The organism is Neisseria dentiae (assembly GCF_014055005.1).
Taxonomy (GTDB): Bacteria; Pseudomonadota; Gammaproteobacteria; order Burkholderiales; family Neisseriaceae; genus Neisseria; species Neisseria dentiae.
Genome location: NZ_CP059570.1, coordinates 828,834 through 852,677 on the forward strand (window position 1 = coordinate 828,834; position 23,844 = coordinate 852,677).

At 56.2% G+C, this 23,844-nt stretch carries 21 protein-coding genes and 1 pseudogene; 9 read left to right on the top strand and 13 right to left on the bottom strand.

The features are described 5' to 3' along the window. The first annotated feature begins 51 nt into the window (after nt 1-51). The 3 genes and pseudogenes from H3L92_RS03925 to H3L92_RS03930 all read left to right on the top strand — a co-directional run bounded on the left by H3L92_RS03925 (nt 52) and on the right by H3L92_RS03930 (nt 2,432). Nucleotides 52-765, top strand: a complete 714-nt coding sequence (locus tag H3L92_RS03925) for an IclR family transcriptional regulator (RefSeq protein ID WP_085365518.1) — start codon at nt 52-54, stop codon at nt 763-765. A gap of 64 nt (nt 766-829) precedes the next feature. Next, nucleotides 830-994: pseudogene (locus tag H3L92_RS13195) on the top strand (lipoprotein signal peptidase). Nucleotides 995-1,187: 193 nt separating this feature from the next. Then, on the top strand, nt 1,188-2,432 hold the full coding sequence (locus H3L92_RS03930) for a DUF1479 domain-containing protein (RefSeq protein ID WP_085365519.1): 1,245 nt from the start codon (nt 1,188-1,190) through the stop codon (nt 2,430-2,432). 579 nt (nt 2,433-3,011) lie between these two features. Here the strand turns inward: H3L92_RS03930 and H3L92_RS03935 are convergent. Further along, on the bottom strand, nt 3,012-3,683 hold the full coding sequence (locus H3L92_RS03935) for an FMN-dependent NADH-azoreductase (protein ID WP_085365520.1): 672 nt from the start codon (nt 3,681-3,683) through the stop codon (nt 3,012-3,014). A 253-nt stretch (nt 3,684-3,936) separates the two neighbouring features. Here H3L92_RS03935 and H3L92_RS03940 point away from each other — a divergent pair, with 253 nt between their 5' ends. Then, nucleotides 3,937-4,815: a LysR substrate-binding domain-containing protein gene (locus tag H3L92_RS03940; protein ID WP_085365521.1), complete on the top strand. Its 879-nt coding sequence runs from the start codon at nt 3,937-3,939 to the stop codon at nt 4,813-4,815. Nucleotides 4,816-5,045: 230 nt separating this feature from the next. Here H3L92_RS03940 and H3L92_RS03945 read toward each other — a convergent pair whose 3' ends face one another. The 4 genes from H3L92_RS03945 to H3L92_RS03960 all read right to left on the bottom strand — a co-directional run bounded on the left by H3L92_RS03945 (nt 5,046) and on the right by H3L92_RS03960 (nt 9,161). Continuing rightward, the gene (locus tag H3L92_RS03945) at nt 5,046-6,242 is read right to left on the bottom strand and encodes an amino acid aminotransferase (RefSeq protein ID WP_085365522.1); all 1,197 of its coding nucleotides are present in this window, start codon (nt 6,240-6,242) and stop codon (nt 5,046-5,048) included. A gap of 266 nt (nt 6,243-6,508) precedes the next feature. Further along, a complete protein-coding gene (locus H3L92_RS03950) occupies nt 6,509-7,027 on the bottom strand; it encodes a C40 family peptidase (RefSeq protein ID WP_372338529.1) in 519 nt (172 codons plus the stop codon). Between the two features lie 178 nt (nt 7,028-7,205). Then, a complete protein-coding gene (locus H3L92_RS03955; RefSeq protein ID WP_085365524.1) occupies nt 7,206-8,087 on the bottom strand; it encodes a cupin-like domain-containing protein in 882 nt (293 codons plus the stop codon). A 168-nt stretch (nt 8,088-8,255) separates the two neighbouring features. Then, complete coding sequence (locus H3L92_RS03960; protein ID WP_085365525.1) at nt 8,256-9,161, bottom strand: NAD(P)H-hydrate dehydratase; 906 nt, start codon at nt 9,159-9,161, stop codon at nt 8,256-8,258. Between the two features lie 112 nt (nt 9,162-9,273). Between H3L92_RS03960 and H3L92_RS03965 the strand changes: the two genes are divergently transcribed. After that, nucleotides 9,274-9,933: a cytochrome b/b6 domain-containing protein gene (locus H3L92_RS03965; RefSeq protein WP_085365526.1), complete on the top strand. Its 660-nt coding sequence runs from the start codon at nt 9,274-9,276 to the stop codon at nt 9,931-9,933. A gap of 228 nt (nt 9,934-10,161) precedes the next feature. Then, the gene (locus tag H3L92_RS03970; RefSeq protein WP_085365527.1) at nt 10,162-11,760 is read left to right on the top strand and encodes a peptide chain release factor 3; all 1,599 of its coding nucleotides are present in this window, start codon (nt 10,162-10,164) and stop codon (nt 11,758-11,760) included. A 470-nt stretch (nt 11,761-12,230) separates the two neighbouring features. On the opposite strand, the gene H3L92_RS03975 is transcribed toward H3L92_RS03970, so the two are convergent. After that, nucleotides 12,231-12,719 (bottom strand): lipoprotein, encoded by a 489-nt coding sequence (locus H3L92_RS03975; protein WP_085365528.1) that lies wholly within the window; start codon nt 12,717-12,719, stop codon nt 12,231-12,233. Nucleotides 12,720-13,095: 376 nt separating this feature from the next. Next, nucleotides 13,096-13,722, bottom strand: a complete 627-nt coding sequence (locus H3L92_RS03980) for a LysE/ArgO family amino acid transporter (RefSeq protein WP_085365530.1) — start codon at nt 13,720-13,722, stop codon at nt 13,096-13,098. Nucleotides 13,723-13,884: 162 nt separating this feature from the next. Here H3L92_RS03980 and H3L92_RS03985 point away from each other — a divergent pair, with 162 nt between their 5' ends. The 3 genes from H3L92_RS03985 (at nt 13,885) to H3L92_RS03995 (ending at nt 16,801) form a co-directional block, all read left to right on the top strand. Next, entirely contained in the window at nt 13,885-14,748 is an 864-nt protein-coding gene (locus tag H3L92_RS03985) for a cation diffusion facilitator family transporter (protein ID WP_085365531.1), read from the top strand. 125 nt (nt 14,749-14,873) lie between these two features. Further along, complete coding sequence (locus tag H3L92_RS03990) at nt 14,874-16,217, top strand: AGE family epimerase/isomerase (RefSeq protein ID WP_085365532.1); 1,344 nt, start codon at nt 14,874-14,876, stop codon at nt 16,215-16,217. Nucleotides 16,218-16,513: 296 nt separating this feature from the next. Beyond that, nucleotides 16,514-16,801 (top strand): hypothetical protein, encoded by a 288-nt coding sequence (locus H3L92_RS03995; RefSeq protein ID WP_085365533.1) that lies wholly within the window; start codon nt 16,514-16,516, stop codon nt 16,799-16,801. 96 nt (nt 16,802-16,897) lie between these two features. Here the strand turns inward: H3L92_RS03995 and phoR are convergent, their stop codons facing one another. The 6 genes from phoR to H3L92_RS04025 form a co-directional block, all read right to left on the bottom strand. Then, complete coding sequence (gene phoR, locus H3L92_RS04000) at nt 16,898-18,211, bottom strand: phosphate regulon sensor histidine kinase PhoR (protein WP_085365534.1); 1,314 nt, start codon at nt 18,209-18,211, stop codon at nt 16,898-16,900. Continuing rightward, nucleotides 18,208-18,912, bottom strand: a complete 705-nt coding sequence (gene phoB / locus H3L92_RS04005) for a phosphate regulon transcriptional regulator PhoB (protein ID WP_085365535.1) — start codon at nt 18,910-18,912, stop codon at nt 18,208-18,210. The genes phoR and phoB overlap by 4 nt, the downstream gene beginning before the upstream one ends. 49 nt (nt 18,913-18,961) lie before the next feature. Beyond that, the gene (pstB, locus tag H3L92_RS04010; RefSeq protein WP_085365536.1) at nt 18,962-19,717 is read right to left on the bottom strand and encodes a phosphate ABC transporter ATP-binding protein PstB; all 756 of its coding nucleotides are present in this window, start codon (nt 19,715-19,717) and stop codon (nt 18,962-18,964) included. Between the two features lie 94 nt (nt 19,718-19,811). Further along, on the bottom strand, nt 19,812-20,663 hold the full coding sequence (pstA, locus tag H3L92_RS04015) for a phosphate ABC transporter permease PstA (RefSeq protein ID WP_085365560.1): 852 nt from the start codon (nt 20,661-20,663) through the stop codon (nt 19,812-19,814). Between the two features lie 10 nt (nt 20,664-20,673). After that, nucleotides 20,674-21,630: a phosphate ABC transporter permease subunit PstC gene (pstC, locus tag H3L92_RS04020; protein ID WP_085365537.1), complete on the bottom strand. Its 957-nt coding sequence runs from the start codon at nt 21,628-21,630 to the stop codon at nt 20,674-20,676. A 219-nt stretch (nt 21,631-21,849) separates the two neighbouring features. Then, the gene (locus H3L92_RS04025; RefSeq protein ID WP_085365538.1) at nt 21,850-23,619 is read right to left on the bottom strand and encodes an ABC transporter ATP-binding protein/permease; all 1,770 of its coding nucleotides are present in this window, start codon (nt 23,617-23,619) and stop codon (nt 21,850-21,852) included. Nucleotides 23,620-23,844: the final 225 nt, after the last annotated feature.

The window sequence follows — 23,844 nt, forward strand, 5'->3', positions numbered from 1 at the left end:
GGCGGACAATACAGCCGACTATGCCGGATAAATTTTTGCAAGAGATGGAAAATGGTAAACGAAACGCGCAATATCCAATCGGTCGAACGGGCGATGTATCTGCTGGAACAAGTGGCCGCTGCGGGCGGGCGCGTGCGCCTGAATGATTTGGCCGAACAATCGGGGGTGAACAAAACCACGCTGCACGGTCTGCTGAACACGCTTTGCGCCCTCGGCTACATCGGGCGGGAAGGCAAATATTATGTATTGGGGCTGCGTTTGCGCGAAATCGCCCAGTTTTTGTCGGACGAAGACGAAAAACTGCGTTTGCATTTTCGGGCTTTGGTTGAAAAACTGCACCAGAGCAGCGGCGAAAATGTTTATTTGGCCGTGCCCTGCGGCACCCGCGGTTATCTGTATATCGATTTTTTAGGCAGCGGCGATTATTTCAAAGGCGTCAGCCCGCGCGGGCGGCGGGAAGGCTTGACCACTTCGGCCATGGGCAAGGTTTTTCTGGCCAATATCCCCGAAATGGCCCACAGCCTGAGAAGGGCGGAAAAGCTGCCGCCGCAAATAGGCGCGGAATTACAGCAAATATCGGCATGCGGCTACGCCTTGGATTTGGAAGTGGCGGAAGCAGGGCTGAACGCATTTGCGCTTCCCTTGCGGCGCAACGGCAGAACGGTGGCGGGCGTTTCGGTGGCCGGGCCGGCGGAAAACCTGCCTCAAAAGCGCTTGGTTGCTTTGGCGGAAGAGGCCATGCGTTGGGTGGCGGCTTTCCAATAGAACCCGAACAGTTAGGGATTTGGCCGTCTGAAAGAATAAGCCTGTCTGAAAACATAAGAGACCTTTGCAAAACCCCCATCTGCGGCGCATTTCTGCGTTGTGTGTTTATGCCCTTTAGGGTACTGCTCGCTCGCTTGCCTAACTCTATGTTATGTCTGCGCTCGCTGCGCTGCTATGCCTTGAACTGCATCCACATCTGAGGGTTTTGCAAAGGTCTCATAAAGTTTGACCATGTCGAATTTTAAGCGGTTTTTCAGACAGGCCTGTTTTTTCAGACGGCCTTTTTCGGTAATCTGAAGCCGTGTGCGACACGCATATGGTCAATTAAAAAGCATTCGCGTCATCCTCGGGCTTCACCCGGGTATGACGGAGCTGTTGATATAAACACACAAACCCAAAACCATCTTTAAAGGAGAAAACCGATGGCACATATGGAAATGCCCGCCGACGTAGGCGCCACCATCAAAGCAACCAAACAGCAATTGAAAGCCGCATTGCCCGATTACAAACGGGTGTTCGACGAAGTGGAAGCCGACATCCGCGCGCAAGTGGAGGAAATCAAAGCCATACGGGCCGCAGGCGGCAACCCGATTCCCCGGCTTCAGGCCGACGATATTGTTAACGGCAAGATTACCGCCGAACAAATCAGCGATATCCGCAAGCGCGGCTGCGTGGTGGTTCACGGCGTGTTCGACCGCGCCGCCACCGAGCAATGGAACCGCGACATCGGCGAATATCTCGACGGCAATAATTTTGAAGAAGCGCTGAAAAACGCCGCCGAAGACAACTATTTCGGCACGCTTAACGAAGGCAAACCGCAGATTTACGGCGTTTATTGGAGCAAACCGCAGGTGCTGGCGCGGCAGGACGAGCGCATGAAGAAAGTGCAATGCTTTCTCAACGGCTTGTGGAAAACCGAATCCGGCGGCAAACAGCATTTCGACCCCGACAACATCATCTCTTATGCCGACCGCGTGCGCCGCCGCCCGCCGCGTTCCAAACCGCTGGGCCTGTCGCCCCATGTGGACAGCGGCACCATCGAACGCTGGCTCGATGAAAATTTCCGCTACGTTTACCGCAACGTGTTCAACGGCAACTGGCGCGAATACGACCCGTTCGACGGCGACGGCCGCACCGAAGTGCGCGAAATCCCATCGCCCGCCAACGCCTCGATTTTCCGCACCTTCCAAGGCTGGACCTCGCTGTCGCCGCAGCGCACGCACGGCGGAACCCTGAAACTGGTGCCGGTGGCCAACGGCATGGCGTATATCTTGCTGCGCGCCTTGCAGGACGATGTGGCCGAAGACGATTTTTGCGGCGCGCAGCCCAAGCGTGCCTTAGGTGTTTTCGAGCAATGGCACGGCCTCTTGTTGGAAGCCGAATGCCCGATTCCCGATATGGAAGCCGGCGATTGCGTGTTTTGGCATTGCGATCTGGTGCATTCCGTCAAAGCGGAGCATAACGGCGAATTCGACAGCAATGTGATGTATATCGGCGTAGCGCCGCGCTGCCCGAAAAACGAAGCCTATCTGGACGGTCAGTGGGCCGCGTTTGTGGAGGGCAAATCACCGCCGGATTTCGCTGCTGATGACTTCGAAACCACTTTCAAAGGCCGTGCCACCGAGGCGGATTTAACCGAGTTGGGTAGGGCGCAGCTGCAAAGATAGCGGTGTAGAAACTAGGGTCTGTCGACGTGACCGGCGAAGCGGTTTTTTGAGGCAAAAACCGCGTATGCAAGGCAAAAAGCGCAGCAAGGTTGAACACCTTGCGAGCATTTTTAACGCCGCAGACGGGGGATTTTGACCAAAAATACCGCCGTTGCGTTAATTGTCGACAGACCCTAAGTGTCAGGCCTGTCTGAAAACCGGTTTTTCTGGTTTTCAGACAGGCCTGATATTTTTGCAAAACTCATTGGGCCGTCTGAAATGTTTGATTCCGTCATACTCGGGCTTGACCCGAGTATCTGTTATTGCTTGTGAAACAGAGAGATGCTCGGGCCAAGCCCGAGTATGACGCAAAGGTTTAAAGATGTTGGCAGGAATTTTGCAAAGGTTTTAGGATGCCTGTCTGAAAGAATAGGCCGTCTGAAAGAATGCCTGTCTGAAAAAAATATAGCCCCGATCGTTTGGCCGCAACCGCTCAGACGGTATCAATACATCAAACGCTTACAAAATTACCGGCCGGGCTATTTTTGATTGCCGGTTTAAATTCTGCTCACAACGTGCCAAATAATCTGCCCGGAGTTTTCAAACTGCCGCCGCCAATAAGGCCGCCAAACGGTCGGTTGCCGCTTCGGCGTCTGCCAACGATTGCGCCAGCCGCCCGTCGGCAAATTCGTCGTATTCGACGGCGATACTGTGCTGTTCGGTAATGCCCAAATAACTTAAAGCGGTGAATACCGAAGGCTCGACATGGTTTTTGCCATACATTTTGCCGCCGTCGTAACCGTAGTCGCCGCGTGCGCTCAGTAGCACCGCGCGTTTGCCCATGCCCGCCAGCAGCGGCCAGTAGGGATCGCCGGAGCGGTTGCGGTCGAAGCCGAAAGTACGGCCCACGCGCACGATGTTGTCTATCCATGCTTTGAACTGGGCGGGCGGGCCGAAGTTATACATCGGCACCCCGGCTACAATCAAATCGGCGGTCAAAAGTTCGTCAACCAAGGTATCGCTTTCGCGCAAAGCTTCGCGCATCGTTTGATCGCGGCGGTTTTCGGGCGTGAATGCGGCGCGTATCCATTCGCCGCTAACGGGAGAAGGCGGGTTTTGGCCGACATCGCGGTAAATCACGCGGGTGTCGGGGCGGTGTTGCAGCCATTGCCGCACAAAACGCGCACTCAGGCGGCGGGTGTGCGAGCCGTGTGCATCGGTGCCGCAAAGGCCGCTGCGGGCGCTGGCATCAAGATGGAGCAGGGTGGTCATGATGAATCCTTTCAAATGAATATAACTTGATTGTTTGGGTATTATCCGGTTTGCCAAACAGGCAAACAAACGATATATTCTCAAGCGATAAATAACTTATATTCATCTGTTGTGATGGCAGAACCATTAAATTTTCGTAACAGTTCCGTCATGCTCGGGCTTGACCCGAGTATCCCGAACTTGTCTGAAACTTGAGATGCTCGGGTCAAGCCCGAGTATGACGTGTGTACTTTTTCTTAAGTTGATCAAATAGATGGCCAGAATCCTACCTTCGCTCGATGCCCTTTATGTATTCGAGGCTGCCGCACGCTCGGGCAGTTTCAAAGCGGCGGCCGAATCCTTATCGGTGAGCGCTACCGCGGTCAGCCACCGTATCCGTGCGCTGGAAGAGGCTTTGGGGTGTGCGTTGTTTGTACGCAGGGTGCGCGCGGTGGCATTGACTGCCGAGGGAGAGCTGCTGCTGGCGGCGGTAACGGAAGGTTTGGACGGCATTTCCGCCGCCATCGAGCGCATCCGCAGCGGCGGCCGCAGCAAAGTTACGGTGTCGGTAACGCCGGAATTCGCCGCCAAATGGCTGGTGCCGAAGCTGGCGGATTTTCAGACGGCCTGCCCGGGAATCGATTTGCACGTTCACGCCTCATATGCCGCGGCAGATTTGAACGGCGGCACGGCGGATTTGGCGGTGCGCTACGGTGGCGGCACGTTTGCGGGCGCAACGGCCGAGCCGCTGTTTCAGGAACGCTTCGCACCGGTGGCTGCGCCGTGGCTGAAGCGGAAGCTGCCGGCAGATGCCGCGCAATGGCCGCTGATCCATATGAACTGGTATCTGCCGCAGCAGCAGGCGTTCGATTGGCCGGCATGGGCGGAGCAGGCGGGATTGCCGCCGGTGCTGTTCCGTCACGGCACCCGTTATTCCGACGGCACGCATGCCGTGCAGGCAGCGGTGGCCGGGCATGGCGTGGCCTTGCTCGGCCTGCCGCTGCTGGCCGAAGAATTGCGTTTGAATTTGTTGGAAGTGGTTGCGGAGCCGGTTTTGCACGGCCGCTTTTATTATGTGTGTATGCCCGACAAACGGCAGGTTGGCGCGGCGGTGCAGACAGTGAAAAACTGGTTGCTGAAGTCGGTTGTTTGAAAGGCTTTAGGTGTTGGAAAAGGTCGGTTTGTTTACACTTTTATGCCCAAAAGCTTTTATTTTTGCTGAAATGATTGTTTCGTGATTTTTGAATATTCTCAAGAACTACGCGGTTTCACCGAGCCTTTTGGCGTTCTTGACAACCCTCAAGATCCCCAAATGAGTCTTCAAACAAAAAATGAAAAGTGTAAACAACGCTAGATTTTTCTACACATCAGACAAACAGAATTTTACCCGTTCAATACGGCGGCAAACGCATCGGCCACATAGCCTGCATTGCCTTCGTTCAGCCCCGCTACACACATGCGGCCGGAGGCGACCAGATAAACCGCAAATTCGCTTTGCAGGCGCTGCACTTGTTCGGGAGAAAGTCCGGTGTAGCTGAACATGCCGCGTTGGGTGATGAAATAGTCGAAATTTCTGCCCGGCACTTTTTCAGAGAGCACTTCATACAATTTCTGCCGCATGGCGCGGATGCGGTCGCGCATGGCGTAAACCTCGCTTTCCCATTGCGCGAACAGCTCGGGCGTGTTCATCACGTCTGCCGCGATATAGCCGCCGTGTGCGGGCGGGCTGGAATAGATGCGGCGCACGGTAAACTTAAGCTGGCCGAACACCAAGGCGGCTTCTTCTTCGCTGGGGCATACCACGCTCAGGCCGCCGACGCGTTCGCCGTAGAGCGACAGGTTTTTAGAGAAAGAATTGCTGACAAACAGCGGCAGCCCCATCATAACGGCTTTGCGGATGGCGTAGGCGTCGCTGTCGAAGTTTTCGCCGAAACCTTGGTAGGCGATGTCCATAAACGGAATCAGTTTGCGGGTTTGCACGATTTCGAGCACCGCGTCCCATTGTGCGGGTGTCAGGTCCACGCCGGTGGGGTTGTGGCAGCAGGGGTGCAGCACCAGCACGCTGTGCTCGGGCAGGCTTAAGAAAAAGGCCAGCATTTCCTCGAATTTTACGCCGCCGGTTTCATAATCGTAGTAAGGATAAGTGCCGACTTCAAAACCCGCGCCCTCGAAAATGCCTTTGTGGTTGTCCCAAGTGGGGTCGCTCACATAGGCTTTGGCTTTGGGAAACCAGCGGTGCAGAAAATCGGCGCCCACTTTGAGCGCGCCCGAGCCGCCGAGGGTTTGGATGGTGGCGATGCGGTTTTCTTTCAATGCCGTGCAGTTGTCGCCGAACAGCAGTTTCTGTACCGCCCGGCGGTAGCTGTCCAAACCCTCCATCGGCAGATAGGGGCGCGGCTGCGCAGCGGCGGCACGTTTCGTTTCGGCGGCCCGCACAGAATCCAGCAGCGGCAGTTTGCCGTTTTCATCGAAATAAATGCCGATGCCGAGGTTTACTTTGTGGCCGCGCGGGTCGTTGTTATAGGTTTCGACCAGGCTCAGAATCGGATCGCCGGGGTAGAAATCGATGTGTCGGAACATGGTTTTTCCTTTGCAGAGTGAATGGCAAAGATTTTGGCACAAGAGACAGAGGTTTACAATTGTATATAATTAAACCACTTGTTTGGCAACCGTTCTGTCATATCCGGGCTTGATCCGAGTATCTTGAGTTCAGCAACATGAGATACCTAGGCGAAGCCAGAGTATGGCGTGTGTATTTTTTCTTGGGTTTGAGTGGCTGTAGTCAATCAACTAAAGCATCAGGCCGTCTGAAACGTTTCAGACGGCCTGCTTTTTTGCTGCCGCGCTTAATCGAAAAACGTGCCGGCTTTTACAAAGCGCTGGGCGTAATAGGGTTTGTCGAGCCGCTCGGTGCGCACGGTGCTGCCCGAGCGCGGGGCGTGGATGAATTCGCCGTTGCCGATATACAGCCCCACATGGGAGATGCCGCGGCCGGAGGTGTTGAAAAACACCAAGTCGCCGCTTTTGAGCTTGCCCGGGCTGATTTTTTTGCTGGCTTCGGCCATTTGGCGAGAGGTGCGGGGGATGTTGACGTTGAGGGCGTTTTTGTAGAGGTATTGGATCATGCCGCTGCAATCGAAGCCGCTGTCGGTGGCACCGCCCCAGCGATAGGGTGTGCCGACCAAATCCATGCTTTGCAGAATCAGCTCGCGGCCGCCGTCTTCTTGGCTGATGTGTTTGATGCGCACGGGCTGCACGCTTTTGGCGGCGTGGGTTTTGGGTTTGCGCGGCGAGGAGGTGCTGCCGCACGAGGCGAGGGCGAAAGCGGCGGCGGCGAGTGCGGCGGCGCGCAGAATAGGGCGGATATCGGGCATGAAGGTTCCTTAGCCTGTGGTAACTTGATTTAGTGCCTGCCGGCGCGTTTGGGTTTGTGTGGAAATGTTTTTCTGTGCAATAAGTGATTAATAAGCGGCAGGCCGTCTGAAAAGTTGCCGGCGGGGTTTTCAGACGGCCTGATATTGCATTGCGCAGGCCGCAATGTTGTCAGCGGCGCGGCAGCCCTTTTGCCAGGGCTTTGTTGGCACGTTTGACGGCGAGCTGCTCTTTCCAGCCCATATAGCGTTGGCGGTAGCGCGCTTTCATGAAGTTGTCGAATTTGCGCTGCACGGTGAGGTTCCACACGCTGTGGGCTTTGACCGACCAGCTTTCGTCCCATGCGCGCAGCGAAAGGGAAAACGAGCCGTCGAGGTATTTCATCCAGTGCCACCAGCCGGTGGGCATAAACAGGGTGTCGCCGTATTCTAGATGGCATTCTATGCCTTCCACGCCTTCGAGTGCGGGAAAGCGGGCGGTGTCGGGGGCTTCTACGCTGTAGTCTTCGAGCGCGTAAGTGGCGAACGGGATTTGGTAGAGCCGCTCTTTCCATTTGTAGTCAAACAGAATAATGTGTTTGCGGCCGAAATGGGTGTGGAAGATGTGCGCCATGTCGATATCGTAGTGCAGAAAGGTTTCGGAGCCTATGCCGCCGAAAAACATGGTGGGATATTTGTCGAGAAAGCCGCCCATCAGGTCTTTGGGGAACACGTAATCGTTGAGCAGCGAGGGGGCGTGTTTGATGGGGTCGAACAGGAAAATGCGCAGGTCGGTAGGCTCGCGTTTGATTAAGTCGATATAGTCGCCGAACTTCATTTCGGCGCTGGCGGCGTTAATCGGCGCGGCGGGGTCGGCTTTGCTGCTGTCGTAAAGCGGCACGGTGATGTCGCCGACGGCTTCTTTCATGTAGTCGAGCGACCATTTTTCATAAGCCGGCCAGCTTTTGCTCATGTTTCTGATTACGAGCGGGCGGCGCGGTTTGAGGTATTTTTCGCGGAATTCTTCGCGGCTGATGGTGTCGACCACATCGATCGGGGTGAGTTTGAAGCCCATGTTGTTGTTTTCGGTTGCTTGAAAATATCAAAACCGCGATTTTATTAAAATTTTACGGCAGCGCAAACTGCCGGTACGGTAAAAAACGGTTGTTTTTACCTAAGATCAAGATGAAGGGCTTTGAGGCCGTCTGAAAATATTTTCAGACGGCATGAGCATCATGCGGCTTCAGCCGTTGGGGTGTAAGGCTTCGGTGATGCGGTTGCGCAGCCAGCGGGCGGCGGGTGCGAGTTCGCCGGAAAGCATGCCGGTTTCGCCGGTTTCGGAGTCTTTCAACACATCGGCGGCGGCACCGTGCAGCCACACACCCCCGCAAACGGCTTGCTCGGGCGCGATGCCTTGCGCCAGCAGGCTGCCGATGATGCCGCTCAACACATCGCCGCTGCCGGCAGCCGCCAAGCCGGGGTTGCCGCTGCGGTTGGTGTGGAGCAGGCTGCCGTTTGGGGCGCACACCAGCGTGTGGGGGCCTTTGAGCACGGTGTAGGCGTTAAACCGGCGGCTGATGCGGGCGGCGGCGTGTTCGCGGTCTGCCTGCACTTCGGCGGTGGCGGTGCCGAGCAGGCGGGCGGCTTCGGCGGGGTGGGGCGTGAGAATCAGGTTGCCGCGGCGGGCGGCCTGCCCGGCTGCTTCGGGGTGGCGGGCCAGCAGGGTGAGGGCGTCGGCATCGAGCAGCAGCGGGTTGCCGTCGGCAAGCATTAGCTGGGTGTGCAGCACGGCGAGGGCGTTTGCACACAAATCCAAACCGCAGCCAAGCACCCAGGCGCTGATGTCGCCGCGTTTTTGCAGCTCGGGCGCGGTTGAAAGCATGATTTCGGGGCGCTCGGGAATAACGGGCAGCGGCAGGGCGTTTTGGTTGAAACCCGCCCACACTTTGCCGCAGCCGTTATAAATGGCGGCCACGGCGGCCAGAATCACGGCGCCGCTCATGCCCGCCGCGCCGCCGATAACCGCCAGCGTGCCGTGCGTGCCTTTATGGCTCTCGGCCGTGCGCGGCACGAAAAGCTGCGGGAAGCGGGCGGCGGCTTCCAACTGGGCGTCGAAACGTTTACTTTGGTAAGGGCTGGAAAACATCATGATTCCTGTGCGTAAATCTATTACAATCGCAAAAAGTTTTCAGACGGCCTGTGCAACGCGCGGGGCCGTCTGAAAACGGCACGAACCATCATACTAAAAACGAAAGCAGATTATGAAGCAAAAACTGAAAGTTTGGGATTTGCCCACGCGGCTTTTCCATTGGACGCTGGTGTTGGCCGTTGCCTTTATGTGGTATAGCGCAGAAACGGGCGGCAACCTTTTAATATGGCATTTGCGCGTGGGGCTGCTGATATTGGGGCTGATTGTGTTCCGCATCTGCTGGGGTTTGTGGGGCAGCGACACCTCGCGCTTCGCCAACTTCGTGCGCGCTCCGGGGCAGATTGTGCGCTATCTCAAAGGTGAAATCAGCGAAAACGAACAACCCGGCCACAACCCGCTGGGCGCGCTGATGGTGCTGGCCCTGCTGGCGGCGCTGCTGTTTCAGGTAACAACGGGTCTGTTTGCCAACGATGAAAACACGTTTACCAACAGCGGTTATCTGAACAGCCTGGCAGGCGATGATTTGGGCGGCACGTTCCGAACCCTGCACGTTACCTTTTTCAATGTGCTGCTGGGGTTAATCGGCATACACGTTGCCACGATTTTCATTTATAAATTTCTGAAAAAACACGATTTGATTAAGCCCATGATCACCGGCTACAAATCAATCGAGGGCAAACTGCCTGCGCTGGCGTTTGCCGGCGGCGGTAAACTGGCGGCGGCTTTGGCTGTTGCCGCCGCCGTTGTGGCGTGTGTGTTGTTTATCGGTTGATAGTTAAGTGTATGCAGTGATGTGGAATAGTATCCTAATCAAAAACAGTAATATTTCTCGAGGTGTATTTGGTATTCATACTGCGATTCTTGAGCGGATTTGCTTTTATGTTTCCAAACATTGAAGCATTAAATATTTTTTTGTACAATTTATTATTTTTTAAACCTATCTGAACAGGCCGTCTGAAACATGCGGCCTGAATTTTTTGTTAGTATGTAAGAAGAAACCATGTCGAATATTCCACAAGAAGTGCGCCGCCGCCGCACTTTCGCCATCATTTCCCACCCCGATGCGGGTAAAACCACGCTCACCGAAAAGCTGCTGCTGTTTTCGGGTGCGATTCAGAGCGCGGGCACGGTGAAGGGCAAGAAAAGCGGCAAGTTCGCCACTTCCGACTGGATGGAAATCGAGAAGCAGCGCGGCATTTCGGTGGCTTCTTCGGTGATGCAGTTCGACTATCGCGACCACACCGTCAATCTCTTGGACACCCCCGGCCACCAAGACTTTTCGGAAGACACCTACCGCGTGTTAACGGCGGTGGACAGCGCCTTGATGGTGATTGACGCGGCCAAAGGCGTGGAGGCGCAAACGATTAAACTCTTAAACGTTTGCCGCCTGCGCAACACGCCCATCGTTACCTTTATGAACAAATACGACCGCGAAGTGCGCGATTCGCTGGAACTGCTCGACGAAGTGGAGAATATTTTGAAAATCCGCTGCGCGCCGGTTACCTGGCCGATCGGCATGGGCAAAAACTTCAAGGGTGTGTATCACATTCTGAACGACGAAATTTATCTCTTCGAGGCCGGCGGCGAGCGGCTGCCGCACGAGTTCGACATTATCAAGGGCATCGACAATCCGGTTTTGAGCGAACGCTTTCCGCTGGAAATCCAGCAGTTGCGCGACGAAATCGAATTGGTGCAGGCCGCCTCGAACGAGTTTGATTTGGAAGAGTTTCTGGCGGGCGGACTCACGCCGGTGTTTTTCGGTTCGGCGATTAACAATTTCGGTATCCAAGAGATTTTGAATTCCCTGATTGACTGGGCGCCGGCGCCGAAAGAGCGCGATGCCACCGTGCGCATGGTGCAGCCGTCTGAAGAAAAATTCTCGGGGTTTGTGTTTAAAATCCAAGCGAATATGGATCCGAAACACCGCGACCGCATCGCCTTTTTGCGCGTGTGTTCCGGCAAATTCGAGCGCGGCATGAAAATGAAGCACCTGCGCATCAACCGCGAAATCGCCGCTTCCAGCGTGGTAACGTTTATGTCGCACGACCGCGAGCTGGTGGAAGAAGCCTACGCGGGCGACATCATCGGTATTCCCAACCACGGCAATATCCAAATCGGCGACAGTTTTTCGGAAGGCGAGCAGCTCTCGTTTACCGGCATCCCGTTTTTCGCGCCCGAGCTGTTCCGCAGCGTGCGCATTAAAAACCCGCTGAAAATCAAACAGCTGCAAAAAGGCTTGCAACAGCTCGGCGAAGAGGGCGCAGTGCAGGTGTTCAAACCGCATTCCGGCGGTGATTTGATTTTGGGCGCGGTGGGCGTGTTGCAGTTTGAGGTGGTGACTTCGCGCTTGGCCGCCGAATACGGCGTGGAAGCGGTGTTCGACAACGCTTCGATCTGGTCGGCGCGCTGGGTGTCTTGCGCCGATAAGAAGAAGCTGGCCGAGTTTGAAAAAGCCAATGCGGCCAATTTGTCGGTGGACGCGGGCGGCAATCTGGCCTATCTCGCGCCCAACCGTGTGAACCTGAATTTAACGCAGGAACGCTGGCCGGATATTGTGTTCCACGAAACGCGCGAGCATTCGGTGAATCTGAACGCTTGAGTTTAACGGGGCGGACTGAGGTTTTTGCAAAGATACCTTAAGTGCAAAATTCATTGAGGCCGTCTGAAATATCCAAATGCCGTCATGCTCGTGCTCAACCCAAGTGTCTGTATTTCCCTTCGAAACAATGAGATGCTCGGGTCAAGCCCGAGCATGACGTAGGATTTTAAAATGCCGGAGAATTTTGCAAAGGTTTCAGGCCGAGACCTTTGCAAAATTCATTTAGGCCGTCTGAAATATTCAACCATTGTCATTCCCGCGTAGGCGGGAATCCAGTCGTTTTTCATAAGCTATTGAAATAAAATACTTAATGGTTTAAAGGCTGGATTCCCGCCTACGCGGGAATGACGAGGTATAAACCTTTTCAGGGTTGAATTGGTTTTTTGCAAAGGTTTCAGGCCGTCTGAAAGATAATGCTTTCAGACGGCCTGTTTCATTGATGCTCTTGCTGTTGGGCAAAAGCCGCCGGATTAATATTTCGCGTTCACCAGCTTGCCGTTTTTGAAAACCTGCTGCTGCATCACGTTGCCGTTGTAGGCATAAGTGGTCAGCGTGCCGTCTTCGGGATGGGCGCGGAAATCCATCAGGCGGTTACGGGGCAGGGTGTAGGGGTCGGTGCGTTTTTGGTTGTTGTCGCTGTAGAAATCCTGCACGATGTATTCGTTGCTGCGTTTGCTGATCAGCTGGCGGTGAAAGCCGCCTTTAACCGATTGGTTGCGGGCGTTGCCTTGGGCGTCGAAATAGGTAACGATTTGCTCTTCCACCACGTTTACGCCGTCTTTGGTGTTGCCGCCGGAGCGGGTGCGGTCCAGCCCGACGGGGATATTGATGGAAGTGCCCAAGCCGACATGGCGGCCTATGCTGGTGCCCACGCCCAAGCCCACCGACATACCGGGCGTGCCTACGGTGCAGGCGCTCAGGGCGGCGGCGAGGGTGGCGGCAAACAGAATGTGTTTCATGGTTTTATCCTTTAATAAACCGGTTAATGCGGCAGACGGTTGAACGGCAGTAAGTATATCGGGTTCTGCCCGATAGGATTGTTATGGTTGGTAAAGTATGAGGGTTCAGCATACCTTTGGATAAATTCATTATATTGATTTTATATGGTTTTTATATTTTAGGGCATGTAGTCGACCGCATTGCGGCGGTATTTTTGGTTAAAATCCGCATCTGCGGCGTTTGAAATGCTCGAAAGATGTTCAATCTTCTGCGCTTTTTGCCTTGCATCTGCGGATTTTTCCTCAAAAAACCGTTTCGCAAGCATTATGACTACACGCCCCGAGGCCGTCTGAAACATTTATTTCAGACGGCCTCGGTTTTTTTGGATATGCCGCATCAAAACAACAGCGGCAGAGCCTGTTGCAGCAGGCCCCAGGCCAGATAAAACATCATGGCGGCAATCAGGCTGTCGAGAATCTGCCACACGCGTTCGCGGCGAAACAGCGGCAGCAACAGGCGCGCGCCGAAGCCGATCGAAACAAACCACAGCGCCGAAGCGGTTACCGAGCCGAGCAGAAACAGCATTTTGCCGGTTTGGCCGAAAGGCGAAGCCGCGCCGCCGATTAATACCACCGTGTCGATATACACATGGGGGTTGAGCAGGGTGAGGGCGAGCGTGGCGGTGGCGGTTTTCAGGGCGGAAACGGCGGCCGGTTTGCCGGTGTTGACCGCCAGATGCCCGCCGCCCTGCCAGGCACGCTTGACGTTCATTGCGCCGTAGGCCAGCAGAAACAGGCCGCCGGCCAGCGCCAGCAGCGCCGAAGCGGTGGGGCTGCCCGAGAGCAGGGCGGCGGTGCCGAACACGCCCAGTGCAATCAGCACCACGTCGCACAGCCAGCACAAAAATACTACCAAGGCTACGTGTTGTTTGAGCAAACCTTGTTTCAAAACAAACGCATTTTGTGCGCCGATGGCGACAATCAGGCCGCCGGTGATCATCAGTCCGGTGAGAAAGGGGTGCATAAGGTTTTTTGAGAAGGTGGAAAAAGTGCGCCATTATCGCCGAAACGCCGTTGGCAGGCTATTGTGCAGCCGGTTTTCAGACGGCCTTGCGCGTATTCAGAAAACCTTAAGCGCAAAGCGTGTAAAATCTTTCATCACGGTTTTGAAACAAAGGGATGCTGTATGGAACTTTCGCGCGAACGCTTGTTGAAGCTCGCCACTTATGCTTCCACCGCCACGGCTTTGCTGCTGGTCGGGCTGAAAGCCGCCGCCTGGCTGTTGAGCGGGTCGGTGAGCATTTTGGCGAGTTTTACCGATTCGCTCACCGACCTTGCCGCCAGCGCGCTTAATCTGTTGGCGGTGCGTCTGGCCTTGCAGCCCGCCGACGAAAACCACCCGTTCGGCCACGGCAAGGCCGAGGGCTTGTCGGCATTGGCACAGTCGGCATTTATCGGCGGCTCGGCGGTGTTTCTGTTTTTAAACGCCTTCGGCCGCCTGATGAAGCCCGAGCCTTTGCAACACACCGGCTGGGGCGTTGCGGTGATGGTGGTGTCGGTGGTGATGACGCTGGCGCTGGTAGCGTTTCAGCGCTATGTGCTCAAACGCACGGCGTCGCAGGCCATCGCCGCCGACCGGCTGCACTATGTTACCGATCTGCTGTCCAATTCGGTGGTGTTGGCGGCGCTGCTGATGGCGTCTTACGGCTGGCATTCGGCCGACGCCTGGCTGGCGCTGGGTTTGGTGGCCTGGATTCTGAAAAGCGCCTTCGATATCGGCAAAGAAGCAGTCAACACCCTGATGGACAAAGCCCTGTCGCGCGAACAAACCGAGGCCGTCAGGGAGGCCGCACTGAAGGTGCCGCAGGTGCGGGGGGTGCACGATTTGAAAACCCGCCAGTCGGGCGCGCAGGTGTTTGTGCAGCTGCATATCGACGTGAGCGCCGCCGCCAGCCTCGAAGAGGCGCACGAAACGGCCAAAACGGTGGCGGCCAATATCCGCGCCCTGTTTGAAAACGCAGAAGTGCTGGTGCACACCGACCCGGTGTGAAGCGGATTGTGCGCAGCATCAAGGCCGTCTGAAAAAGGGTGAACTTATCGCTTTTCAGACGGCCTATTTATAATCAGAGGAAAAATCGAAAACCCGCAACCGTTATCTCAAACAGGAGAAACCGCATGATTACCCCGCTTCACAACCCGCAACACCAACAATGGCTGCTCGGCCAAAGCAGGGCGCTGCTGGAATTTGCCCGTAAATCGAAAGTGCCGTTCGGCTTCGGCTATCTCGACAAACACGGCGAAGTCGATTTGTCGCAGCCCGTGCAAACCTGGATCAGCTGCCGCATGACGCATATTTACAGCATCGGCGCGCTGATGGGCATCGAAGGCTGCCGCGAGTTGGCCGAACACGGCATCAACGCGCTGCTCGAGCATTTTCAAGACCGCAAACACGGTGGCTTTTTCGAAGCGCTCGAGCATCAGCCCGGTGCAGGCGGGCAGGCCGTGCCCACCGAAGCCGGCACGCAGAAAACCGCCTATGCCCACGCTTTCGTGCTGCTGGCCGCATCCAGCGGCCTGCTGGCGGGCATCAGGCGGGCAGACGAGCTGTTCGACGCCATCAGCGCGGTTCACGACCGTTATTTTTGGGACGAAGCCGCCGGCAAAATGCGCGAATCGTTTTCACGCGACTTTTCCGAAAGCGAACCCTATCGCGGCGTAAACGCCAATATGCACACCGTCGAAGCCAGCCTGGCGGCATTCGACGCGCAACTGGCGCAGGGCATCGCCGCCGACGACGAACGTGCGGCACGCTGGCTCGGGCGCGCCAATTCGATTCTGCAATTCGTGTTCGGCCTTTGCGAACAAAACGCCTACCGCATTCCCGAGCATTTCGACGAAAACTGGAACGTGGTTTGGGATTACAACGAAAACGACAAAGCGCACCAGTTCCGCCCCTACGGCGCCACGGTCGGCCATGCGCTCGAGTGGGCGCGCCTGGGCTGCCATGTTCTGGTGATGAACCGCAAATACGGCGTGAAAACCCCGTCGGATTATTCCGCCACCGCCTTCGGCCTGTTCCGCCAGGCGCTCAACAACTGGCACGGCGACGGCGCGGCGGGCTTTGTTTACACCACCGATTTCGAAGGCAACCCGATTGTGCGCGACCGTATGCACTGGGTGTTGTGCGAAGGCATAGGCGCGTGCGTGGCGCTGGAGGGCATCAACGCAGGCCACGCCCCAATCGGCGGTTTGGGCGCGGCGCAAGGTTATGTGGAAGCCGAACTCGGCAGTGAATTTTCTTATTGGTACGAAACCTTCACCGCCTATGCCGCGCAATATCTGCTGGAGGGCGATGGCCGCTGGTATCACCAGCTCGACACCGAAAACCGGCCCGACGAAAGCGTTTGGTCGGGCAAACCCGATATTTACCACGCCTTCCAATGCCTGCTGCTGCCGCTGCTGCCGTTCGGCCATTTCATCACCGCAGCGGTGAAGCAGCATCCCGACAGTGTGAAATAAGGGGTTGCCGGTTGTTTATTGCCGAAGCCGTATAGTCGGACGACTTACTTGATAACCGTTCCGTCATACTCGGGCTTGACCCGAGTATCTAAAGATTTCTTTTGAAATAAAGAGATGCTCGGGTCAAGCCCGAGCATGACGCAGAGGTTTTAAAATGGCGGCATGGCTTGCAAAAGTCTCAGGCCGAGGCCTTTGCAAAAACACCTTCAGGCCGTCTGAAAACAGGCCGCTTCCGGTTTGTTTGCGGCAGGGTTTATAATCCTGCCTTTATTTCTCAGATTTCAGACGGCCGCATCATGAATAAAGAACTGCTCGGTATCATTTTTCTGCCCGCAGGCGTGATCAGCATGTGTATGGCGGCTTTGTGGCAGATGTATGTGATGATCACCGAAAGCTACACGCTCAACCGCTTCAAAGACAAACAGCTGGTGTGGGTGGTGGCCGCCCTGTTTTTCAGCTTCAGCCTCGCCGTTTACTGGTTTTGCCCGAACGCGCGCAAGAAAGGCATTTTGTTTGTGCTGCTGGGCGGGGGCGGCGCGGTGATGTATGTGTTGGCCAGAATATGGCTGCCGTTTGGCAAATAATTAAAGATAAAGGCGGAATCCGGCAGGCCGTTTGAAATTTTCAGACGGCCTGTTATTTTGCCAAACCTTTTATCGGTTTTTAAAGTAACCACACCGTTACGGCTCTCCAACTGCTTCGGCTTTTTCCAGTTTTGTTGAAAACGTGCTGCCTTCGCCCACGCTGCTGCTGATGTTTAACACGGCATGGTGGTTGGCGAGGGCGTGTTTGGCGATGGCGAGGCCGAGGCCGGTGCCGCCGTTTTTGCGGTTGCGGCCGGCATCGGCGCGGTAGAAACGTTCGGTTAAGTGGGGCAGGTGTTCGGGGGTGATGCCGGGGCCGGTGTCGCGCACGGAAAATTCGGCGTTGCTGCCGTTGTCGTGCAGCGAAACGGTGATGCTGCCGCCTTCCGGGGTGTAGCGCACGGCGTTGGCCACCAGGTTGCCTAGTGCGCTGTGCAGTTCGCTTTCGGTGCCGTGAACGAGAATGTTTTCGGCTATCTGGCTTTGGAATTGGTGGCGGCCGTCTGAAAGGGCGCGGCCTTCGGCGCAGATTTGTTCGGCCAGCTCCGAGAGGCTGAAGGTTTGTTTGTGTGTTTCGCCGCCGCCGCTGTTTTCGAGGCGGGCGAGGGTGAGCAGGTCGGTAATCAGGTTGAGCATCCGGTTGCTTTCCTGCTGCATCAGGCCGATGAATTCGGCGCGCTCGCCGGGCGGCAGGTCGGGCAGGTCGGCGAGGGTTTCGAGAAAGCCGCTGATAACGGTGAGCGGGGTGCGCAGTTCGTGCGATACGTTGGCGATAAAGGCCGAACGGGTTTCGTTAAGTTGTTCGGCGGCGCTGATGTCTTGCGTAACCAAGAGTTCGAGGCGGGTTTCGAAGGTGGTGCGGGTGAGCATCACGCTGCGGGGTTTGAGGCCGTCTGAAAGGCGGATTTTCAGCGTGGGCGGGGTATCGTCGAGCGGTTGTTGCAGAAAGCTGTGGAATTCGGGTGTGCGTATGAGGTTTTTTAAGATGCCGTTTTGGTCTTTTTCAAAATCCAAATCCAGATGTACGGCGGCCAGGCGGTTCATCCACTCGATACGGCCTTCCTGATCGAGAATAATCACGCCGTCGGGCATGGCGTCGATAACGCGGTTGAAGCGTTGCAGCGAGCGGCCGAGCTGCTGTTTGCGTTTTTTGCGGCTTTTGGCCTGCAACAGCAGGGTGTTGAAGATGTCGTCCCAAATGCCGTAGCCGCGCGGCACCAGCCGCAGCTTGGGGTTGGCGAGCCAGCGGATCAGGCGCACCAAATGGAACCAGTGCAGCAGCAGGTAGGCAAACAGCAGCAGGCTCCACACGCCGCCGACGGCGGCAAATCCGCCCAGTAAATAGGCGGGTATGGCGGCTGCCAGCAGCAGGGCGGCAAAGCCGAGCAGGTGGCGGCGTATCAGGTTCATGGCGTTTCGCCGCTTTCGGTGTAGAAGCGGTAGCCGAGACCGCGCACGGTTTGTATGCAGTTTCCTGCGCCGCCTTCTTCGAGTGCGCGGCGCAGGCGGCTGATGTGCACATCAACGGTGCGCTCTTCGACAAATACATGGTCGCCCCACACTAAATCGAGCAGTTGGCGGCGGTTGTAGGCGCGGTTGGGGTGGGTGATGAAAAAGTGCAGCAGTTTGAATTCGCTGGGGCCGAGTGCAACGGGGGTGCCGTTGGCGCTGGCGGTTTGTTCGGAGGGGTTGACCGTTAAGCCGCCCGCTTCGATGGTTTGTTCGGTTTTCTGCGGGGCGCGGCGGCGCAGCAGGGCGTTGACGCGGGCTATCAGTTCGCGCGGTGAAAACGGTTTGGTAACGTAGTCGTCGGCGCCGAGGTTCAGGCCTTGTTCTTTGTCGGACTCGGTGCCGCGGGCGGTGAGCAGGATAATCGGCAAATCGCGCGTGCGGGTGTTTTGGCGCAGTTGTTTGATCAGTTGCAGGCCGGATGCGCCCGGCAGCATCCAGTCGACCAGCACCATGTCGGGCAGTTCGGCGGCCAAAAGGGGCAGGGCTTTTTCTACGCTGGGCACCACCGTTACTTGAAAGCCTGCCTGCTCCAGCACGAAACCGATCAGCCTGCCGATGGCTTCTTCGTCTTCGATTGCCAGAATATTCACTTGGGGCATGATGCTTCTCCTCGTTTTACTTGGTCGGGCGGCCGTCTGAAAGCCGCAATCAGCCGAATTTGCCGGTGATGTAGTCTTCGGTTTCTTTGCGGGCGGGTTTGGTGAATATCTGTTTGGTGTCGCCCACTTCGATCATTTCGCCCAAATACATATAGGCGGTGAAGTCCGACACCCGCGCCGCCTGCTGCATATTGTGGGTAACGATGGCGATGGTGTAGTCGTTTTTCAGCTCGCCGACCAGCTCTTCGATGTGGGCGGTGGAAATCGGGTCGAGCGCGGAAGTGGGTTCGTCGAGCAGCAGCACTTCGGGTTTGCAGGCCACGGCGCGGGCGATGCACAGGCGCTGCTGCTGCCCGCCCGAAAGCGAGTTGCCGCTTTGTTTGAGTTTGTCTTTCACTTCGTTCCACAGGGCGGCTTTTTTCAGCGCCCATTCTACGCGGTCGTCCAATTCGCTGCGGCTTAATTTTTCATACAGCTTCACGCCGAAGGTTACGTTGTCGTAGATGCTCATGGGAAACGGCGTGGGTTTTTGAAACACCATGCCCACTTTGGCGCGCAGCAGGTTCAAATCGGTTTCTTTGCCCAAGATGCTGCGGCCGTCGAGCAGCAGTTCGCCCTCGGCGTGCATATCGGGGTATAAATCATACATTCGGTTGAAGGTGCGCAACAAGGTGGATTTGCCGCAGCCGGAAGGGCCGATGAAGGCGGTTACCCGGTTGGCGGGGATGTCGATATTGATGTTTTTCAGGGCGTGGAAGCTGCCGTAGCGGAAGTTGAAATTGCGCACGGTGATTTTGGCCTGCATGGCGGAATCCTTATTGTTAATCTTTAAAAACTGTGTTTGCTTTTTCAGACGGCCTTAATGCCGGTTGCAGGCAGAGGCCGTCTGAAAAGCCGGTTTAATGTTTGCGGGCGCTCAATATTCTGGCACCGATGTTGGCGGCCAGCACGGTTAAGGCGATTAACAGGGCGGCGGCCCAGGCCAGCTCGTGCCAGTCTTGGTAGGGCGACATGGCAAACTGGTAAATCACGTTGGGCAGGTTGGCCATGGGCTGGCTCATGTCGGTGCTGAAAAACTGGTTGTTCAGCGCGGTAAACAGCAGCGGCGCGGTTTCGCCGGCAATCCGCGCGAAAGCCAGCAGCACGCCGGTTAATACGCCGGCTTTGGCCGCGCGCAGCGTAACCATGCCCACGAGCTTCCATTTCGGCGTGCCCAGCGCATAAGCGGCTTCGCGCAGGCTGTCGGGCACCAGCCGCAGCATGTTTTCGGTGGTGCGCACCACCACGGGTATCACCAGCAGCGACAAGGCAACCGAACCGGCCCAGCCCGAAAAACGGCCCTGCGGCACCACAATCAGGCCGTACACAAACAAACCGATTACGATAGAAGGCGCAGAGAGCAGAATATCGTTCATAAAACGGGTGGCTGCCGCCAGTTTGCTGCGCCGGCCGAATTCGGCCAGAAAAATGCCGCACAAAATCCCCACCGGCGTGCCGATAAACAGGCCGCTTAAGGTAATCAGCAGGCTGCCCCAGATGGCGTTGCGCAGGCCGCCTGCCATGCCCGGCGGCGGCGTGTCGAGTTGGAAAATGCCGGTGCCCAAGCCGTTGAAGCCTTCGTAGAACAGCGTGTAGAAAATCCAACCCAGCCAAAACAGGCCGAACGCCATAGTGAGCCAGGCCATGGTTAGATTGAAGCGGTTGAGCAGCCTGCGGCGGCGGTAAACGGGGTTGTTGGCGGATTTTTCCATAACCATGCTCCTAGTGTTTGCTGCCTTCGTTGCGCTGCATATGCAGCAGCATCAGTTTGGAAATACACAGCACCACAAAGGTGATCACAAACAGAATCAAACCCAGATAGAGCAGTGAAGAGAGATGCAGCGGATCAACCGCTTCGGCAAATTCGTTGGCCAGCGCGGAAGTAATCGACACGCCCGAGTTATACAGGCTGCTGCTGATATTGAAGGTGTTGCCGATAACGAAAGTTACCGCCATCGTTTCGCCCAGCGCGCGCCCCAAACCCAAGATAATGCCGCCGACCACACCGGTTTTGGTGTAGGGCAGCACCACGTGGCGCACCACTTCCCATTTGGTGCTGCCCAGACCGTAAGCCGATTCTTTCAGCATGGTGGGCGTGATTTCAAACACGTCGCGCATCACCGAAGCGATAAACGGGATAATCATAATCGCCAGAATCAACCCGGCCGCAAACAGGCCGATGCCCATGGGCGCTCCCTGAAACAGCGCGCCCACCACCGGCAGCCTGCCGACGGTTTCGATAAAAAACGGTTGGATATGTTCGGAAAACACGGGGGCGAACACAAACAAGCCCCACATGCCGTAGATAATCGAAGGAATGCCCGCCAGCAGTTCCACGCAGATGCCCAGCGGGCGGCGCAGCCAGGCGGGGCAGAGTTCGGTGAGGAAAACGGCGATGCCGAAGCTGACCGGAACCGCAATCAAGAGCGCAATCGCCGAAGTAACCAGCGTGCCGTACACCGGCGCCAACGCACCGTAGTGCCCCTGAACCGCATCCCATTCCGACGAGGTGAAAAAACCGAAGCCGAATTCGCGCATACTCGGCAGCGCACCGACAACCAGCGAAATCAGAATGCCGCCCAAACTCGCCAGAACCAGCAGGGCGAAAAAGCGGGTGGTGCCCACAAACAGCGTGTCGAGCAGGTGCTGGCGTTTCAGTTTTTGGTGAAGCCCGTCCATAACGCGTTTTCATAGGAAGTTAACGAATGAAAGGCAGTATAGCGGTGTAATGTTTCAGCAATATTACAATACAGGCCGTCTGAAAGTTTCAGACGGCCTGTGGCTTGTGCAAAACTGTTTCAATGTCCGGTAACACTTTTCCCGTTATTCCCGCCTGCGCGGGGGGCAGCGCAGCGGACTTGCGAAGCTAATGACGGGATTTAAGCATTTCAGACGGCCTTAACCGCAGGCCGCTTCGCCCACAAACATACGGCGGTTGTGAAAGGCGGCCAGCGTGCCGCGGTGGCCGATGCTCACGATAATGCTCTCGGGCAGGCGCTCGCGGATGAGCGTGTAAAGCGCGGCTTCGGTCGGTTCGTCGAGCGCGGCGGTGGCTTCGTCGAGCAGCACCATTTTCGGCTTCGTGAGCAGAATGCGCACAAACGCCACACGCTGCAATTCGCCCGGCGAGAGCCGGTTTTGCCAATCGTCGGGCTTGTCGAGCTTGTCGGCGAGGTGGCCGAGACAGCAGGCCTGCATGGCGGCGGCCAGTTCGGGGTGGTGCGGATCGATATCGGGGTAGCACACGGCTTGGCGCAGGCTGCCTTGCGGTGTGTAGGGGCGTTGCGGCACAAACAGAATATCGCGGTGCGCGGGGCGGCCGATGGTGCCGCTGCTGCCGAACGGCCACAAGCCCGCCAGCGTGCGCAGCAGCGAGGTTTTGCCGCAGCCGCTGGGGCCTTGTATCAAGAGTGCGTCGCCGCTTTTAACATTCACGTTCAAGTTGTTCAGCAGCACGCCGCCGTTGTGGCGGTAGAGCGTTACGTTTTCGAGCGAGAGGCCGTCTGAAACCTCGTTAACCTGCGGCGTGCCGGTTTGTTTGATTTGGTTGGCGCTGGTGAGAAAACCGCTCAAACGCTCCAAACGGGCGCGGTAGGCGGTGAATTCTTCGTAGAAATTGCGGAAAAACGATAAGGCGCGTTGCAGGCGGTTGAATGCCTGCACGGTTTGGTGCATATCGCCGATTTTGATTTGCCCGGCAAAAAAGCGCGGGGCTTGCAGCATCAGCGGCAAAAGCTGCACGCCTTGCGTGAGCAGGTCGTTGAAACCGTTCAAAGTAACGCTTTGGCGGGCGATTTTCCAGCGGTTACGGATAATGGCGGCAAAACGTTCGCCAAGCTGCTGCCGTTCGCGCCATTCGCCGTTGTAAAACGCCACGCTCTCGGCATGGTCGCGCACGCGGATCAGCGAATAGCGGTAGTCGCCGTTGAGTTTTTCGTTGTCGTAGTTGTAGCGGATCAGCGGTTTGCCTATCCACATTGCCGCCACGGTGGAAAGCAGCACGAATACAAACACGAAAAACACCATGCCGCGCGGAATTTCAAAGCCGAACAGGCTCAAAATGCCCGACAGCCCCCATAAAACGATGGTGAATTCAATTGCCGAAATCACCGAATTGAGCATGCCGCGGATAAATTCGATGGTGGAAGCGATAAATTCCTGCGCATCCTGCTGGATACGCTGGTCGATATTGTCGGGCGCGTGGCGGCGCATTTGCAGGCGGTAATAGTTTTTATCGGCCAGCCAGCGTTCGGTGAGCACGGCGTTTAATTTTTCCGACCACTTAATCGCCAGCGCCTGATCGAGAAAATCGTTCACGATGCCGTTGAACGTGCGCATCAGCACCACGCCCGCATTAATCAGCGCGAAAAACCAAAACGCCTGCGCTTTCGCATCTTGCAGGGCGCTGTATAGGCCGTTGTAGAAAAAGGTGTTTAAAACGTTCAGGCGGATTTCGGTGAGCAGCAGCAGCACCATCAGCGTAACCGTCAGCGCGGTTTTGGCGCCGCTTTTTTTATCGATGCAGGGGCGCAGGATATACCAAAACTGTTTGCCGAAACGGGTTTTGCCCGCCAGAAAAACAATCAGCACCAAAGAGGCCATCACGCCGCCGAGGGTTTGCAGCAGCCACATCGGGCTGTCGTTGAGTTCGATTTGCCATTTTTCCATATTGATTGAAGCGCACCGTGAAAGGCCGTCTGAAACGTTTCAGACGGCCTTTATATAGCCGGCAAACATTTTCCGCCGCAAGGTAATGCCGTGGCGGGAAAGTGGGCGGTCATAAGGTTTGAAAAGATAAACAATGTAAATATAAACGAGAATATTTGTGAAGTAAAAACAACGGATTGAAAAATTTTACAAAGCCGTTTTTTTAATATTCCGATAACTTCGAAT

Excerpts from the sequence above, each read along its gene's own strand:
- H3L92_RS03925 (WP_085365518.1), top strand. The coding sequence starts at position 52 with ATGGTAAACGAAACGCGCAATATCCAATCGGTCGAACGGGCGATGTAT.
- H3L92_RS03930 (WP_085365519.1), top strand. The coding sequence starts at position 1,188 with ATGGCACATATGGAAATGCCCGCCGACGTAGGCGCCACCATCAAAGCA.
- H3L92_RS03935 (WP_085365520.1), bottom strand. The coding sequence starts at position 3,683 with ATGACCACCCTGCTCCATCTTGATGCCAGCGCCCGCAGCGGCCTTTGC.
- H3L92_RS03940 (WP_085365521.1), top strand. The coding sequence starts at position 3,937 with ATGGCCAGAATCCTACCTTCGCTCGATGCCCTTTATGTATTCGAGGCT.
- H3L92_RS03945 (WP_085365522.1), bottom strand. The coding sequence starts at position 6,242 with ATGTTCCGACACATCGATTTCTACCCCGGCGATCCGATTCTGAGCCTG.
- H3L92_RS03955 (WP_085365524.1), bottom strand. The coding sequence starts at position 8,087 with ATGGGCTTCAAACTCACCCCGATCGATGTGGTCGACACCATCAGCCGC.
- H3L92_RS03960 (WP_085365525.1), bottom strand. The coding sequence starts at position 9,161 with ATGATGTTTTCCAGCCCTTACCAAAGTAAACGTTTCGACGCCCAGTTG.
- H3L92_RS03965 (WP_085365526.1), top strand. The coding sequence starts at position 9,274 with ATGAAGCAAAAACTGAAAGTTTGGGATTTGCCCACGCGGCTTTTCCAT.
- H3L92_RS03970 (WP_085365527.1), top strand. The coding sequence starts at position 10,162 with ATGTCGAATATTCCACAAGAAGTGCGCCGCCGCCGCACTTTCGCCATC.
- H3L92_RS03975 (WP_085365528.1), bottom strand. The coding sequence starts at position 12,719 with ATGAAACACATTCTGTTTGCCGCCACCCTCGCCGCCGCCCTGAGCGCC.
- H3L92_RS03980 (WP_085365530.1), bottom strand. The coding sequence starts at position 13,722 with ATGCACCCCTTTCTCACCGGACTGATGATCACCGGCGGCCTGATTGTC.
- H3L92_RS03985 (WP_085365531.1), top strand. The coding sequence starts at position 13,885 with ATGGAACTTTCGCGCGAACGCTTGTTGAAGCTCGCCACTTATGCTTCC.
- H3L92_RS03990 (WP_085365532.1), top strand. The coding sequence starts at position 14,874 with ATGATTACCCCGCTTCACAACCCGCAACACCAACAATGGCTGCTCGGC.
- H3L92_RS03995 (WP_085365533.1), top strand. The coding sequence starts at position 16,514 with ATGAATAAAGAACTGCTCGGTATCATTTTTCTGCCCGCAGGCGTGATC.
- phoR (WP_085365534.1), bottom strand. The coding sequence starts at position 18,211 with ATGAACCTGATACGCCGCCACCTGCTCGGCTTTGCCGCCCTGCTGCTG.
- phoB (WP_085365535.1), bottom strand. The coding sequence starts at position 18,912 with ATGCCCCAAGTGAATATTCTGGCAATCGAAGACGAAGAAGCCATCGGC.
- pstB (WP_085365536.1), bottom strand. The coding sequence starts at position 19,717 with ATGCAGGCCAAAATCACCGTGCGCAATTTCAACTTCCGCTACGGCAGC.
- pstA (WP_085365560.1), bottom strand. The coding sequence starts at position 20,663 with ATGGAAAAATCCGCCAACAACCCCGTTTACCGCCGCCGCAGGCTGCTC.
- pstC (WP_085365537.1), bottom strand. The coding sequence starts at position 21,630 with ATGGACGGGCTTCACCAAAAACTGAAACGCCAGCACCTGCTCGACACG.
- H3L92_RS04025 (WP_085365538.1), bottom strand. The coding sequence starts at position 23,619 with ATGGAAAAATGGCAAATCGAACTCAACGACAGCCCGATGTGGCTGCTG.